Source organism: Cryobacterium sp. Y50 (genome assembly GCF_002929805.1).
In the GTDB taxonomy this organism is placed as follows: domain Bacteria; phylum Actinomycetota; class Actinomycetes; order Actinomycetales; family Microbacteriaceae; genus Cryobacterium.
Genome location: NZ_PJJM01000102.1, coordinates 97,187 through 113,253 on the forward strand (window position 1 = coordinate 97,187; position 16,067 = coordinate 113,253).

Consider the following 16,067-nt stretch of genomic DNA (forward strand, 5'->3'; position numbering starts at 1 on the left):
AACTCACCACCACGCAAACCGTGTTGGAAAATCACCACCGATAACCAGCGTCCTACCTGGCCGCTCCAGATAACTGGCCAATCCGAGGATTGATCTCTGCAATGCTATCAGACCGGCTGACAGGCACTACGTGGCTCAGCGGCCAGCACGGTAGCTCGGGTGCGTCGATGGTGCGTAGAGCGTTCCTGAGTTCGGTGGGTGCGGGTGGATGATCGGCAGTGCAGAGCGCGATGAGAAGCCGGTAATGGACCTTCGTGTAAAGCAGCGGGTCTGCTTTTCTACGTATCGTTCCCCGAGTAAGAAAGGCCGAAGCTCTTATTCACCAGCGGGAAGTCGGGAACCACTCCTCCAAACGCGGCTTCGCTTACTCCTTGCCAATTGACAAAAGACGGGTCACGAACAGCAACGCGCGAGACGACCCCCTCGGCGTTGGTGTGAACGACACAGAGTATCTCGCCGCGCCAGCCTTCGGTACACCCTATGCCCAGGCTATTTCTGCACAATTTAATCGTTTTGTTGGAAGGTATAGGCACAATACTCGACATGCTACTGAGCACCTCGTCGATTATCTTGAAAGAGACACCAACTTCTCGTACCCGCACCCTAAACCGAGCGTACACATCACCGCTGGTCTCGACCGGAACAAGTGTTGAAGGCAGCGTACCGTACCCGGCGTAAGGAAAATCTCGTCGAACGTCCACATCTTGGCCACTCGCTCGGCCGACGGGGCCCATCATGCCAAACCGAGCAGCGACGTCTAGCGTAAGCACGCCAGTACCTTTTAGCCGATTCAATAACGTCACCGTATTTTCGGCAATACTCATAACTTGCTCGAAATCCTTTTCGACAAGAGGCAGCTCAGCCCGCAAGTCCGTGATTTGGGCCCGTGACAGTCTAATCGCCACACCGCCAAACGTGTTAATGCCGCGCAATAGACGACTGCCCGACAACTTATCATTCAGCCGTAATATCGTCTCGCGCATTCTAGCGCCGCCGGCACCGCCAAAGTTAAACCCGGCATCAAGCATAATACCGCCGATATCACCAAAGTGGTTGGCTAGCCGCTCAAGTTCGGAGAATAGGACGCGCGCTTGGCCGTGCTCGGGTGTAACCAATACTCCAGCTAGTGACTCGACTGCTTGGCAATAGGCCAGTGAGTACGAAAATGATGTATCGCCAGCGATTTTTTCTGACAATATAATCTGTCTAGCGAAGGGTAATTGCTCAAACAACTTTTCGCTCCCCTTATGAGCGTAGCCAAGGCGCGGCTCTAGCAGGACGATCTCTTCACCAGCCACACTAAAGCGAAAGTGTCCTGGCTCGATAATGCCGGCATGAATCGGACCGACCGGTATTTCATAGATACCTTCACCGCTCACATCCTGGAATTGGTAGTTACCGCCTGCAGGTTCGGGCCGCGTATCCCACTTAACGTCTTTGCGCAGCGGATGCAGGTTTTCTGGCCAGTTTTCGTGTAGCAGCATGCGCTGCGACGGGCCTCGGCCCGTGACGTGCAGTCCAAACATTTCGCACAGCTTGTTTTCATACCTACCTGCGGCTGGGAGCACATTCGCGATGGTGGCAAATTCGATCGTATCGAGTAACGGCAGCACCGCAACAATAACCGTATGCCGTTTTGTATCGGTAAAAATATAGTACAACCGGAACTCACGATGGTTATCGTGAGTAGCATCTATCATCTTAAATGTCAGATCGTCACTTTCAAGCAGCTGCCTCAACGTCTTGGTAGTTTCCGCCGACTCGATGACAAACTGATGCACAGAGCCATCACTCGTCACATTCGCTATTTGTGTTAGGTAGTCGGGGTATAATTGGTTCATTATAGGTCATACCTCCTGACGGCTTCGTTGATTAAATCGAGCAATGGGGGCGGCAGGTAAAAGCTAAAAACAAGTACCAGCGATAGCAGCACAATAGGCGGGATCAGCAACCACTTATTCGACTTTGCATCCTGCGCTCCCTCTGGCGGATCCCCAAACAACACAGCCGATACCTGCCGGAAAAAGCCGACAAACACCAACGCGACGGCCAGCAGTGCCACAATCGTCACGATCGGATATTGCTTTAAACCGGCCCCGAATATGTACAATTCGGACATAAAAATGCCAAACGGCGGCAGGCCCGTTGCTGCCAAAAACAGCAGCATAAACAAACCAGCTGTGACCGGTACCACTTTCAGGGCGCCGCTAACATTCTTAATCTTGGCCGAATGAAACGACAGCCGCAGGTTACCAGCAGTAAAAAAGAGTCCGGCTTTGATAAGCGAATGATATATCAGGTGTAAAATTGCAGCAAAGGCGCCAAGCCCGCCAAACGCAAAACCAAGTGCCATCAGACCAGCGTGTTCAATACTCGAATATCCCATCATGCGTTTGTAGTTGCGGATCGTCAAAATACTAAAGGCGGCAATGAGAAGCGACAGCACGCCCAATACCATTAGCAGGTGACTACTAAACGCACCCCCAACGGCCGTGTCAGTAATTACCTTGAACTTCAAAATCGTCACCAGTGCAACCGGCAGCAACGCGCCCGACAATAGGGCGCCAACCGGAGCCGGTGATTTACTGTAGGCATCGGGTTTCCAGGCATGCATCGGTGCCAGACCAACTTTAGTGCCAAAGCCAACCAGCACAAATACAAAGGCGACCTTGACGACGCCTGGATCAATCGACTGCGCCTGCTGGAGCAAACTTTGCCAGGTCACAAAGCCATCAAGGCCAGATCGGCTAGTAGCACTAAAGAACAGCAACGCGCCAAAGAACCCGAGCAGCAATCCCGTTGAATTGATAATCAAATATTTCCAGGCGGCCTCGATCGTTGACGGTCTGTCATAAAAGCTAATCAAAAAGGCCGTCGACAGCGTCGTCGCCTCCAGAAAAATCCAAGCTGCAATCGGGTGCGCGGCAGTCACCGATAACAACATGCACGCCATGAATAAATTCACCAGCCCAAAGTACTGCCGGAAGCGCTTGGGACCAATAATTCCCTTCGAGACTTCACGGTCTAAATACGGGGCAGCGTACACACTGGCGGCCAGACCAACGATAGAAATGATCAGCACAGTCAGCGCGCTGAGTGGATCCACCAGCGTAAACAGAGAGGGGATGTAGTCGCCGTCGGAGGCCACTCGCAAACAGAGGGCGACGGCGCCAATCAGCCCCAGCCCATGAGCGATAATGCTGGCGGCAGCGCCCACAACCCGGTTTTTAAACAGCAGGCTCAACAAACTCGCTGTCAATAGTCCACCAACGACAATATATATAATCATATTAATCCTTCAAATGCCGCATGGTCGTGACGACAAGCGAACCCGTATGCCGATACACCATCGACACAAAGACCGTCGCGACCAACATCCAAACAAAGATGTCAAACAGTGTACCCAGCTGCAGCAGTGCGGATTGCTCGAGCCCAGCAATAATGCCAAACGCTACAATACTGTTTTCGAGCGATAGCACGCCCACAATCTGCGACAGTGCACTTTTACGATTGACCATCAAAAATATTGACACCAGCATGGCAGCAATCGCTAGCGCAACATACGTACTATTGCTAGCCGAAAGATCGGTGATCGGCAAAAAAACGTCTGAATTAACAAAAGCCGTAATGAACATAATAACGATCAACGTAACGGGCGTATTAGCGTATGAACTTACCGTAAACTTCACCTTATGACGCGTCACCAGTCGGTTAAAAAAGCGCGGTGCCAGTATCACTTTTACTATTATGGACACGACAATAACCAGAAAAAGTAAAACGGTTGGGTTGGCAAGAAACGACGAAACAAACAGCAGCACCAAGGCTACCGATTGAAGCGCATACAGGCCAGCGACGCCATTGTTTTTTTTAGCCAGGTGCATATAAATGCTAGTCAAATATATGACCGTTATCAAGATCGGGACGAGCAGTGGACTGTTCATAGGACCAACCCAATCGCAACGACGTTCAACACAAACGCCACCAGTAGCAAGTCCGGCAGACGAAAGAAGCGATATTTAGCGATCGTTGACTCTAGAACAGCCAACACGATGTACACAATTGCTACTTTCAAAAGGGTTGAACTAATGCCGAGTAGCACCGACAGCACCGCTTGGTCGTGCGCGATGCCAATCGGAAAAAATAAATTGACCGCCAAAATTGAAAAGATAAGCAGCCGGTTTGCAGCTGCCCATTCCATAAGAGCTAATCGCTTACCAGAAAACTCCAACAACATCGACTCGTGGATCATCGTCAGTTCCAAATGCGTATCAGGATTATCAAACGGATAGCGGCTAGTTTCGGCGAGCAACACGATACAAAAAGCAGCAAAGGCCAACACGATTGGGATCAAAAAGTTGCCGCTACCGGGCGACAGGCCGGCAGACATCACGGCAATATTGGTTGTGCCACTCAGGAACGCTACGGTCAGAATCGAGGAAATGAATGATGCTTCGACGATAGCCGATATCGTCATTTCACGGCTTGACCCAGAACCACCAAATGCGCTGCCGCTGTCCATACCAGCCAGCGCCATAAAGAACGTCCCCAGTGCCAAGGTGTAAACAACCGCCAGCAAATCACTCATCGGTGTGCTGAGCGTTGACGTAAAAATTGGCAGACAGGCACCAACGATAATAGTGACTCCCATGGCGATAAACGGCGCAAATCGAAAGATGAATGACGCGTCCCGGCTAATCACTTCGTCTTTGTAAAACAACTTCCACAAATTTCGGTACGGCTGCAACAGACTGGCACCACGCCGTTTTTGAATTCTTGCCTTCAAGCTATTGATCAGGCCGACGCCAAGTGGCGCCACCAGGGGCACAAACATGATCTGGATAATCCATAGGAGGTAACTCACCAGACACCAACCAATCCGAGCATTACCAGCAACACCACCAAGATGTACAAAATATAGGCATTAATGTTCCCGTTTTGGATACCATTTTTAATCCAGTGAGACAGATGAATAAAGCCGATAAATACTGGACGATACAGATAGCGACGATAGACATCCTGGACGCTCAATGTTACCGAGCGAGAGCGGGGAATCAGGCGGCTGGCGGCGTCTTCGTATTCAACACTGTGCTGTAAACTTGGCTTCAGGAGGCCCCGAAATATGAGGATGATCGAGCGGGCAAAACCAGTTGAGGTGATTTCCATCCGGCTAGTGAGATCCGTTCCACCGTCCCAGGTCCGTCCAGTCGTTACACGCTGCGAACGGTTGATGCCAAACCTGGTAATCGTCCATACCACCAATGGCACCGCGATCAATAGCAGTGATAGCAGCGGTGCCGATACGGTAGCAAAACCCTCCGCGATAGACAGAATATGACCCGATGTGACCGTCACTAGCGTCGCGTGGTCACCAGCCGAAAGAACACCCTGGGCAATCGTTTGCAGCTGGGCGATAATCCATGACGAGCCAACGCCAACAGCCACGCACAGGACCGCCAAACCCGCCATGCCAGCGATCATGACCGCCGAAGCTTCGTGGGCTTTTTCGGCTCGCTGACTGCGCGGCCGGGCCAAAAAAGTGACACCAAAAGCCTTAACGAAACAAGCCACGGCCAGGCCACTGGTGAGTGCCAGGGCGGCAGTGACCCCAATAAACAGCCACTTAATGTAAAAGTCAGTCTGCGCGATACCCTGAAATAGCGCCTGAAATGTCAGCCATTCACTAAAAAAGCCGTTCAGCGGTGGCAACGCCGAAATGGCGATCGAACCCACTAAGAAGAACAACCCGGTGGCTGGCATCAGCTTAATGAGGCCGCCGTATTTTTCCATGTTTCTAGTTCCAGTGGCATGAATGACCGAGCCCGCACTCAAAAATAATAACGACTTAAAGATCGCGTGATTGAGGGTATGAAACAGCGCAGCAGTCAAGGCCAGCACCGCCAACCCTGACATTCCAAGGGCAGAAAATACCAATGCACTGCCCACTCCGAGCAAAATAATACCAATGTTTTCGATGCTGTGATAGGCCAACAGTCGCTTTATGTCGTGCTCGGTCAAAGCATACAAAACCCCCAATACACACGATGCGACCGCAATCACCAACACGACAATGCCCCACCAAAGCGGAGCTGGCTGCAGGACGTCCAAAAAGAGCCGGATCATCATGTAAATTCCTGTTTTTATCATCACCCCAGACATGATCGCCGAGACATGCGACGGGGCAGCTGGATGAGCAGCCGGCAGCCAAATATGGAGTGGAATAATGCCGGCTTTGACGCCGAAGCCAATCAACGCCAGCAAAAATACGCTGTCTTTGATATGCGCCGGCACCGTCGGCATCGCGGCTTGAATAACCGTGAAGTCAAAGCTTCCCGTGTGAACGTAAAGGAGTATAAAGGCTAACAAAATGAAAGCCGTGCCAATATGGGTCATCACCAGGTATAAGAAACCGGCTTTTACGTTTTCGGGGTCATGACGATCGTAGGCCACTAAAAAGTAAGAGGCCAGGGACATGATTTCCCACACGATCAAGAAAAATATGCCGTTTGACGACGTGACTACCAACAGCATCGCCACAATAAACAGGTTGTATAAAAATCCCAAGTACCCGATGTTGTAGCGGCCATAATATTGTTTGATGTAACCGATTCCGTACAGTGAGCAAAAAAACGTTACGATCGAAATTGTCACTAAAAAGAAAGCTGCCAACCTGTCAATGTTCAGTGCGAACGACAGCAACGGAAAACTATCACTGGTAGTCTGGGCCACAAATGTCTGCCCACTCGCCAGCATCGAAACTGCAAATACCAGCGCGGTGACGGACCCGAACAGTGCGAAGGCACTCGACCAGTAATTCGCTAGCCGATCTGACTTTCGGAGCAACACAGCGCCAACTCCACCGATCCCAAACAGGGCCATCGCGGCGATCAACATAGTGGGAGAGGCAAGGGCGCTCATCATGACTGGCCCTTTTGTTTGGGAGCCTTTTTTGCTCCGTCCAAAATCGCCAGCAATGATTGCATAATTACTAATGGCGATGGCGGGTCGCCGGCAATCTGATAATCAACTGGAATAACCTGACTGACGCCGTCAAGCACGGCATAGGAACCTTTATAAATTCCACCGTCGATCGCATCGTCACCCACAGCCACCACCAACTTTGGATGGGGCGTGGCATCATACGCCCGCTTTAATGCTTCGGCCATGTTACGCGTCACCGGCCCAGTCACCAGCAACATGTCGGCGTGGCGCGGAGAGGGGACAAAGTGAATACCGAACCGTTCAATATCATAATAAGCGTTCGTTAAAGCTGCCAGTTCTTGTTCGGTCGCATTGTCAGAACCAGTATCAATCTGTCGTATAGCCAGCGACCCCTTAAATAGCCGTCGCACGTTATCCTGCAAGGCCGAACCAATCACTTCTAGTTCTGGTAGTTGCTGCATAATATGACGGGGTGGCGTCAAGAGCCGAGGTGTCTGAATGATTTTAGATAAAAATTCACGCATGCAAGATTATCGTTATCTCTCGTTAAAGTTCAGGTGACTGCTAACCAAGGACAAGTTCAAGTTCAAAATCAAGAAACAGTGGCACGAGTGCCTACTATGATCTTATCTATTCTGGTCAATTATACACCCGACAGTAGTGTACGGTCAGCGACAACACTTCGGCTGGGTGCTTTCATAATTTGGCTGGGTCAGCGAGGATAACGCAGCAGGCGGTGCCAACGTCAGAATACGAGTATTTTGGGCTATCGACGACCACATCGACAGCTACCTCAACGACGCCTACCTGGCCAAAGCTGCCTAAAACTCGGTACAAGCGCCGGAGTTCTGGCCCCCGAGAAAGCCAGGGTCGTCGTTGTTTTCCAAGACGAGGCGTTCGCCGTGGCAATCGGTCTCAGAAGCCGTTCGTCAGACTGAAGGACGGGTTTACAGCGAGGGGGTCGCGCACCGCGGTGGAGCGATCGGATCGCTCGATCAGACGGTCAGCGGTCGCCCGGGCGAGCTCGTCGGCCAGCATCCGAGTGGATGACGGCGGGCTCAGTCCCGCAGTAACCACCGCGATGGTGCGGGTCGTTGGGGCCATGACTAAGCCAGCTTCGCCGACGCGGACAGCCCGGAGGCTGCCCCGGTGCGCGAACCGGTGGCGGGAGCTGCGGCATCCGTTTTCGCTGCTTCCGCGACCAACGAAGCATGGGTCGGGCCAGCGGGCACGGCGGCCGAGCGATTCTGCGCGAACTCGCGGCGGAGCACCGGCACGACCTCTTCGCCCAGAAGGTCGAGCTGTTCCAGCACGGTCTTCAGCGGCAGGCCGGCGTGATCCATGAGGAAGAGCTGGCGTTGGTAGTCGCCGACGTAGTCGCGAAAACCGAGGGTGCGGTCAATGATCTGCTGCGGGCTGCCGACGGTGAGCGGGGTTTGCTCGGTGAAGTCTTCCAGCGACGGGCCGTGTCCGTAGACGGGTGCGTTATCGAAGTAGGGGCGAAATTCGTTCACCGCGTCCTGGGAATTCTTACACATGAAGACCTGGCCACCAAGACCGACGATGGCCTGCTCGGCCGTGCCGTGCCCGTAGTGCTCAAACCGCTCGCGGTAGTAGCCGACCATTTTCTCGGTGTGACTAGCCGGCCAGAAGATGTGATTGGCGAAAAAGCCATCCCCGTAGAAGGCGGCCTGCTCGGCGATTTCCGGGCTGCGGATGCTGCCGTGCCAGACGAAGGGCGGCACACCATCGAGGGGTCGCGGCGTCGATTGAAAACCCTGCAGCGGGGTGCGAAACTGGCCTTCCCAATTCACCACGTCTTCACGCCAGAGTTTACGCAGCAGCGCATAGTTCTCCAGAGCCAGCGGAATACCCTGGCGGATATCCTGGCCAAACCACGGGTACACCGGGCCGGTGTTACCGCGACCGAGCACGAGGTCGACCCGACCCTCCGACAGGTGCTGCAGCATCGCGTAGTCCTCGGAGATCTTCACCGGGTCGTTGGTCGTGATCAGGGTGGTCGCCGTTGAGAGGATGATGCGGCTCGTTTTTGCTGCGATGTAACCCAGCATCGTGGTCGGAGACGACGGCACGAAGGGTGGATTGTGGTGTTCACCGGTGGCGAAGACGTCGAGGCCGACTTCTTCGACTTTCTGGGCGATCGAGACCATTGCGGAGATGCGTTCGTGCTCGGACGGTTCCCGCCCGGTCGTGGGGTCAACGGTACGATCGCCGACGGTGAAGATTCCGAACTGCATGCCAGCCTCCAGAAAAACAATGCGTTTGCATTGATATTACCAGTAACCGCCGTCTGGTCGCCCGTATTCCCGGCACGAGTGCGCCCCGAACTGGTGCCATGAGAATGGGTGGCACAGGTTCCGGTGTCGGGCAGAGTGTTAGTGACTGAAATGGGGATGCACTGATGCAGGGACTCGCGCGAGTGGCGGCAGCCGGAATAATGCGCGCCTGGGCCGCGATCAGCATGCAGGGCAGCGTCACCATTCCGCAGCCCAGCGACACCCCGGAGGCCCACTCCCCCGGCATCGACAGCGATCGCATTCTCGTGCTCGGCAGCGGGCCGGCCGCCGGCTGGGGCGTCAGCAGCCACGACCTCGCGTTGCCCGGTTCGCTCGCTCGCGCACTATCGGGGCGCACGCAGCGCGGAGCAGACGTCGTCCTCATCGCGAGCTCGATCGGGCTGCTGGCCTCCGCTCAGGTACAACTGCGCGGGGCCGACCTTCGGCGCCTCGATGCGGTCGTCGTCATTCTGGGCGTCGGTGACGCGCTGCATCTCACGGCCGAACGAACGTGGCAGGCCGATCTCACTCGGCTGCTGAATTTTCTCGAGCGACACACGAATGACAGTGCCTACATTTATGTTCAAGGCATCCAACCCATTCGCGCCATTCCAATCTTCAACAGCCTCGGCGGAACGATCGCTGATCGGCACGCCCGGTCGCTCGACACGATCACCGAACAGGTCTGCCTGTCGATGCGTCGCTCCGTTTTCGTCCCCGTGACGGACGCCGAGTTTCTGGCCTCCACTGGTCTGTCGGATTCAACCGATTATCGACACTGGGGCGAATTGCTGGCCGAGAAGATGGCGGGGCGTCTGGACGTCGTGCAGCGCAGCCCTTATCCGGTACCGCTCGGATCCACCGACGCGCCGTCCCGGACGGCGCCCATTCGCGGCGATGGCCAGCGCCGACTCAAACGCGGCTGTGATACCCGGTTGGATCATATTGTGGCGCTGGCGCAGCAGTCTTTCGGTACGGCATCCGCTCTCTTCGCTATTCGGGAAAATAATCGCCTGCAGATTCGGTCGAGCACCGGCCCAGCCCTGTACAGCCCGGCCTGGAACGATTCGATGTCGGCGATGGTCGTGCGCGCACGCGGTGCCGTCATCGTGCCCGACACGCTCGCCGATCACCGCTGGCGGCGCAAGGCCTACGTCACCGGCGCACCACACATGCGTTTCTATGCCGGATTCCCCATCGAAGCAGCCTCGGGTGAGCGCATCGGCGCGCTCGGCGTGTTTGATCCGGAACCGCGCGCGGATTCCGGGGTCGATGCCGTCCTGCTGCGCCAGCTCGCCCTCATGATTCAGGAAGAGATGCACGCGAAAGGCGAGTTCGCCAGCTAGCCTACGGGCTTTGTCGCGCCGCCAACTTCGACTCGAACCGCCTCGGTAGCAGCCGCACGCTGCTTGATGCCGAGCACGGAGTGGCGGCGACCGTAGGCGAAGTAGACGAGCAAGCCGACGACCAGCCACACCGCGAACCGTACCCAGGTGAGGGTCGTGAGGTTGAGCATCAGCCAGCCGCAAAGCACGGCCGACAGGATCGGCAGCACCGGCGAGAACGGAACCTTGAACGCGCGCGGCAGGTCGGGGCGCTTCTTGCGCAGCACGACGACGGCAATGCTCACGAGCACGAAGGCCGACAGCGTGCCGATGTTGATCATCTCTTCGAGCACCCCCACGTCGGTGAGCCCCGCGATGAGCGCGACGACGGTGCCGGAAATGATCTGAATGCGAGCCGGCGTGCGTCGCTTCTCGCTCGTGACGCTGAGCCAGCGCGGCAGCAGGCCGTCGCGGCTCATAGCGAACAGCACGCGGGACAGGCCAAGCAAGAGCACCATGATCACGGTAGTGAGGCCGACCAGGATTCCGATCGAGATAACCTGAGCGGCCCAGCCGGCGCCGACCGCAACGAACGCGGTCGCGAGGGAAGCGTTTGGGTCGTCGGCCAGTACGGTGTACGGCACCATGCCGGTGAGGACGAGGCTGACGCCGAGATAGAGCACCGTGACAATGGTCAGGCCGGCGAAGATTCCCCGCGGCAGGGTCTTCTGCGGGTTTTTGACCTCTTCGGCGCTCGTGGCGACCACGTCGAAGCCAATGAACGCGAAGAACACGAGGGACGCACCGGCCAACAGTCCGAACAGGCCGTACTGGGCGGGAGCCGCACCGGTCATGAAGGAGAACAGGGACTGCATCCAGACGTCGCCCTCTCCGCCGGTCGAGGGGACTTCGGCCGGAATGAACGGCGTGTAGTTAGCAGTGTTGATGAAGAACGCGCCGACGATGATGACGAAGACTACGATTGCGACCTTGATGATCGTGAAGACGCTGGCAACGCGGGCAGAGAGCTGAGTGCCGAGTACGAGCAGTGCGGTGAAGATGGCGACGATGACGAAAGCTCCCCAACTGACGTCGAGGCCGAGTACTGGGATCGTCGCTGGAATGTTCCAGCCGGCCAGGTCGAACACTGTGCTGAGGTAGATGCCCCAGTACTTGGCGATGACGGCGGCCGCCGTGAGCATCTCGAGAATGAGGTCCCAGCCGATGATCCAGGCGAGCAGCTCGCCGAGGGTCGCGTAGGTGAAGGTGTACGCAGACCCGGCGACGGGCACGGCCGAGGCGAACTCGGCGTAACACATGATCGCGAGCGCGCAGGTGAAAGCTGCGAGCAGAAAGGCCAGGGTGACCGACGGTCCGGCATAGCTGCCGGCAGCCTTGGCGCCGACCGAGAAGATTCCCGCTCCGACGGCGACTGCAACGCCCATGATCATGAGGTCCCAGGTGCTAAGGGTGCGTTTGAGGCTGTGGCCCTTTTCCAGCGAGTCTGCTATGGAATCTTCAATACTCTTGGTGCGCCTAAGACTCATGCTGATATCCGTTCGTTATTGCCGACCGCTCATGTTAGCAAGCCGCCGTTCTACACCCGTTCGTCGGCGGCACGCACAACGGGCCGCCACCTGAAAAGGTGACGACCCGTTGTGAAGAAGTTCGCGTTATCAACGCTGCATTCGCTACGTGCAAATAAACTGCACGGAATTAGCGACGCAGGCCGAGGCTGCCGATCAGTGTGCGATACCGAGTGATGTCGATGTCCGACAGGTAACCGAGCAGACGGCGACGCTGACCAACCATAAGAAGCAGACCACGACGTGAGTGGTGGTCGTGCTTGTGCTCTTTCAAGTGCTCCGTGAGGTCAAGAATGCGCTGCGTGAGCATTGCAATCTGAACTTCCGGGGACCCGGTGTCGCCTGGGTGGGTAGCGTACTTTTCGATGATCGCCTTCTTAGCATCTGGTTCGAGTGCCATAAAGTGGGATCCCCTTTCTCTCACTGCGCGGTGCCCTTGGCAGGATGCCTGAGCTCTCTTTATCCGCGGCCGTTGAACGGCAACCTTCATACTTTAGCAGAGTCAGCGCCCCCCGCAGTCAGCGGAGCGAACGCAGTGTGTGGTTCACCCGGTCTGTTCCAGCCCGCTCATAGCGCTACAGTGGGGGAATAATCGAGGAGGTGCACGAACATGGGTACGTTGCTGTACGGCAATCCGGGCATCGTGACCACCTTCGACGATCGTACCCTCATGCATCTGCAAATCGTGATCAGCACCAAGCTGCGGCGCCGGGAGAGTTTCATTTTCACCTGGTCCGATTCCGCCGACGAGGGAAGCGGTCGCAGCGCCATCTGGCTCGACCCGACGAGCACGCTGTACTACCGATATTTTGGCAGTCGAACCCCGTCGATCAACCGGGACTGGATCGAAGCCCTCATGCTCTCGGCCAACAGTGCCGGCGGCCTGGTGTTCATCGCCGAGCCGACACCGTCGCCCTCGCCGCCGCCGAGCATCAGCGCGAAAACGCGGCGCTAAGCGTCTGGGGCTATACCGCACTGAGGGCGATGATACCCAGTGCGTCGGCCAGCGACGCCAGAAAATGGTTCGCGCTGTCGATGGTGAGACAGAGCGGCGGCTTGATCTTGAGCACGTTTTTGAAGTCGCCGGTGGGCTGCACGATGCAGCCCCGCAGCAGGAGTTCGTCGCAGAGCCGGGCGGCGGCGCCGGTCGCCGGCGTGAAGGCGGCCCGGTTGCTGACTAGCTCGACGCCGAGATAGAGCCCCATGCCGTAGACAGCCCCGACCAGATCGAATCGTTCGCCCAGCTGTTCGAGGCCCTGTTTCAGGTAGCGGCCGACGACCTCGGCGTTCTGCTGCAGGCCTTCGTCACGCATGATGTCGAGCACGGTCAGGCCGATGCGGCAGCTCAACGGGCTGCCGCCGGCCGAGGAGAAGAACGGCCCATCTTCGGCAAAGTGCTCGGCAATGTCGCGACGGGTGATGACCGCGCCGAGCGGATGCCCGTTGCCCATCGCCTTGGCAATCGTGATGATGTCGGGAACCACCCGTTGTTGCTCGGTCCCCCAGAAGTGCTTGCCGAGCCGGGCGTAGCTCACCTGCACCTCGTCGGCGATGCAGAGTGCGCCGCGGGCGCGCATCCGCTCGTAGACGCCGGTCAGGTAGCCGTCGGGCAACAACACGCCGCCGGCATTGCCGAACACGGGTTCAGCGATGAACGCTGCTACCGTGCGCCCATCGTCGGCGAGGAGCTGGAGGTCGCCATCGAGATCGTCGAGGTACAGCGGGGCCGAGTCGGCGCCCCGATACTTGCCACGGACGGCGTTCGGAGCCTCGACCAGATGCACCCAGTCGGGGCGAGTTTCGAACGCCCGGGGATTGTCGGCCACCGAAGAGGAGACGGCATCCGCCGCCAGCGACCAGCCATGATACGCCTCCCGCACCGCCAGCACGGTGTCGTGGCCGGTGTAACTGAGGGCCAGGCGCAGGGCGAGATCGACGGCCTCGGTTCCGCTGTTGACCAGAAAGACGGTGTCTAGCGGGTCGGGTGCGAGCTCGGCGAGGCGTTCGGTGAATCGCACGAGCTCCTCGTAATGAAACCGGGAGTTGGTGTTGAGCAGCGACCATTGGCTGCGCGCGGCCTCGGCAATACGCGGGTGCCCATGTCCGACGGTCGTGACGTTGTTGACCATGTCGACGTAGGCCTGGCCATGAGTATCGATGAGGTGGTGCTGCCAGCCACGTTCAATCTGGGGCGGGGCCTCGTAATAGTGTTCCTGCACGCGCGCAAAGGACTCGTCCCGACGCTGCAGCAGGGCACCGGCATCGACCAGTGGTCGGGCAGTTTCCAGCCCGAGCAGCGCTGACGGGTCGGGGCAGACCCGCTGCCAGAGCGCCGCGTGTGACGGTGCGACGAAGAACGGCGGGCGGATGCCGCGGAGTCGACTGGTCTGCAGGGTCACGCGGGCCACTGCGCTGGAGTGGCGTGCATCAGCCGAACTGGCCGGAACGGTACCGAGAATCGTTCCGGCATCGATAGTCTGGCCGGCCAGGGCTGCCGCGTCGATACCGGTCAGCCACAGGTCGAAGTGGCCGGCCTCGAGCCGCACAGTGTCGGAATCGACGACCATAACGGTCCCCGCGATCGGCGCGGTAATCTGGCTGCTGGCCGGCAGAAACACCTCGACACCGAGGACCAGGGTGACCGATTCCTCGGCCGTGTTGATGCGCGTTTGGGAGAGCCGGTATTCGCCGTAGCGGGTGACGGCGTGGCCGAGCTGGGCTGCAACATCCGCTGCAATGCGCGCATCAATGCCCGGTTCCAGCCAGACTCCGGCGTCGTAACCGGCGCTCGTCACGGACAGGTCGATGATGACCGCGGGATCGAGCGGCCCAGCCAGGGGGTGTTCGGTTGTCACGATGGGGGCGCCGGTGCCCGTCAGCGTGAACCGGATGAGGGCTTCAACCTCGGCGCCATCGAGATCGGCGGCTGTTTCGAAGGCGCGCCACTCGCGGGCGCGGTTCGCGTCGGCGTAGTCGTTGTCACCGTCCAGCCGCACCTGTTGTTCACCGCTCACGACGAGCACCGCGCTGCGCAACACGATCAGCGGCCAGAGCGCGCTGATTTCCCCCTCGGTCAGCGGGACACTCGCTGCGAACGCCTCGATCGTGTCGAGGATGGCGAGCGGATGCTGCGGGCTGCGGTACAGCACGCAGACGCAGGTCGCGGCCAGCTCGGCCACGAGCCAGCCCAGCGCCACGTCGCCGAAGTCGATGACTCCGGTGATCGTGTCTGCCGTGTCATCGCGCGACACGACGTTGTCGTCGGTCAGGTCACCGTGAATGGTCTGCACCCGCAGGTCGGCCGCGACCGGCGCGAGCTGCTGCCGTGCCGCGCTGGTCACCTCCCGGAGGCGATCGCGGTGGCTATCGTCGTCGACGAAGTGCAGGAGCACGTCGATGACTTCGCCGCCGCGGCGCAGGTCCCACTGCAGAACGCGGTCGGTTCCGGGGTGCTCGAAGTCATGGAGGCCACGCGCAATCCGGCCGGCTACATCGCCGAGCGAGCGGATCTGCACGTCCGACAGGCGGAGTGAGTCGGTCAGCGGCTGCCCGTGCACGTAGGTCAGGAGGCGCAGATCGAGGGTCTGTCCGTCGAGGGTGACGCGCTGGATCTCGCTGCCGTCGATCCCCTTGAGCGCCGCTGGCAGGTCGAGTCCCAAGACGCGCAGGTGGGCCAGGGCGGCGTTTTGCGCCTCGAGTTCGATCGGGGCGATGGCCGGATTGGAGACCTTGAGAACGAGCGTGGCGGCATCCGATTTGATACGAAAATTACGGTCCTGGTGGCTGCCGAGCTCCGTGATGGTGCCTGTCACGCCGAACCGGGCACGCCCGAGCTCGGCCGCCTGGTCGAGCGTCAGTCGCGGGCGCGGCAGGTGAAATGGACTCGGCACGGTCATGGTTCTCCAGTCATACGGGTGGCA

Annotated in this window: 12 protein-coding genes and 1 pseudogene; 2 read left to right on the forward strand and 11 right to left on the reverse strand. The window is 57.9% G+C overall.

All coding sequences use genetic code 11. The features are described 5' to 3' along the window. Nucleotides 1–278 precede the first annotated feature (278 nt). The 8 genes and pseudogenes from CXY73_RS17660 to CXY73_RS17695 all read right to left on the reverse strand — a co-directional run bounded on the left by CXY73_RS17660 (nucleotide 279) and on the right by CXY73_RS17695 (nucleotide 9,197). Nucleotides 279–1,841, reverse strand: coding sequence for an NADH-quinone oxidoreductase subunit C (locus tag CXY73_RS17660; protein WP_104178480.1), 1,563 nt, complete (start codon nucleotides 1,839–1,841; stop codon nucleotides 279–281). Next, on the reverse strand, nucleotides 1,841–3,289 hold the full coding sequence (locus CXY73_RS17665; RefSeq protein ID WP_104178481.1) for a proton-conducting transporter membrane subunit: 1,449 nt from the start codon (nucleotides 3,287–3,289) through the stop codon (nucleotides 1,841–1,843). Before CXY73_RS17665 ends, CXY73_RS17660 begins: the two co-directional genes overlap by 1 nt. Before the next feature lies 1 nt (nucleotide 3,290). Then, nucleotides 3,291–3,941 carry a hypothetical protein gene (locus CXY73_RS17670; RefSeq protein ID WP_104139680.1) on the reverse strand — a complete coding sequence of 217 codons (651 nt, stop codon included), beginning with the start codon at nucleotides 3,939–3,941 and terminating at the stop codon, nucleotides 3,291–3,293. Further along, complete coding sequence (locus CXY73_RS17675; RefSeq protein ID WP_146070716.1) at nucleotides 3,938–4,831, reverse strand: respiratory chain complex I subunit 1 family protein; 894 nt, start codon at nucleotides 4,829–4,831, stop codon at nucleotides 3,938–3,940. Before CXY73_RS17675 ends, CXY73_RS17670 begins: the two co-directional genes overlap by 4 nt. A 26-nt stretch (nucleotides 4,832–4,857) precedes the next feature. Further along, entirely contained in the window at nucleotides 4,858–6,918 is a 2,061-nt protein-coding gene (gene hyfB / locus CXY73_RS17680) for a hydrogenase 4 subunit B (RefSeq protein WP_104178482.1), read from the reverse strand. After that, a complete protein-coding gene (locus CXY73_RS17685; protein ID WP_104178483.1) occupies nucleotides 6,915–7,463 on the reverse strand; it encodes an NADH-quinone oxidoreductase subunit B family protein in 549 nt (182 codons plus the stop codon). Before CXY73_RS17685 ends, hyfB begins: the two co-directional genes overlap by 4 nt. Nucleotides 7,464–7,926: 463 nt before the next feature. Continuing rightward, nucleotides 7,927–8,043: pseudogene (locus tag CXY73_RS23650) on the reverse strand (NADPH-dependent FMN reductase); the annotation flags it as partial. A 2-nt stretch (nucleotides 8,044–8,045) separates the two neighbouring features. Further along, nucleotides 8,046–9,197, reverse strand: a complete 1,152-nt coding sequence (locus tag CXY73_RS17695; RefSeq protein ID WP_104178484.1) for an LLM class flavin-dependent oxidoreductase — start codon at nucleotides 9,195–9,197, stop codon at nucleotides 8,046–8,048. 164 nt (nucleotides 9,198–9,361) lie between these two features. On the opposite strand from CXY73_RS17695, the gene CXY73_RS17700 reads away from it, so the two are divergent. Next, complete coding sequence (locus tag CXY73_RS17700) at nucleotides 9,362–10,582, forward strand: SGNH/GDSL hydrolase family protein (RefSeq protein ID WP_104139691.1); 1,221 nt, start codon at nucleotides 9,362–9,364, stop codon at nucleotides 10,580–10,582. Here CXY73_RS17700 and CXY73_RS17705 read toward each other — a convergent pair. Beyond that, a complete protein-coding gene (locus CXY73_RS17705; protein ID WP_104139694.1) occupies nucleotides 10,579–12,108 on the reverse strand; it encodes an amino acid permease in 1,530 nt (509 codons plus the stop codon). The two genes, CXY73_RS17700 and CXY73_RS17705, sit on opposite strands and share 4 nt — an antisense overlap. Before the next feature lie 169 nt (nucleotides 12,109–12,277). Beyond that, nucleotides 12,278–12,547 carry a 30S ribosomal protein S15 gene (rpsO, locus tag CXY73_RS17710; protein WP_092112143.1) on the reverse strand — a complete coding sequence of 90 codons (270 nt, stop codon included), beginning with the start codon at nucleotides 12,545–12,547 and terminating at the stop codon, nucleotides 12,278–12,280. A gap of 210 nt (nucleotides 12,548–12,757) precedes the next feature. Between rpsO and CXY73_RS17715 the strand changes: the two genes are divergently transcribed. After that, nucleotides 12,758–13,102, forward strand: coding sequence for an ATP-dependent DNA ligase (locus CXY73_RS17715; protein WP_104139697.1), 345 nt, complete (start codon nucleotides 12,758–12,760; stop codon nucleotides 13,100–13,102). A 10-nt stretch (nucleotides 13,103–13,112) separates the two neighbouring features. Here CXY73_RS17715 and CXY73_RS17720 read toward each other — a convergent pair whose 3' ends face one another. Beyond that, on the reverse strand, nucleotides 13,113–16,043 hold the full coding sequence (locus tag CXY73_RS17720; RefSeq protein WP_104178485.1) for an aminotransferase: 2,931 nt from the start codon (nucleotides 16,041–16,043) through the stop codon (nucleotides 13,113–13,115). Nucleotides 16,044–16,067: the final 24 nt, after the last annotated feature.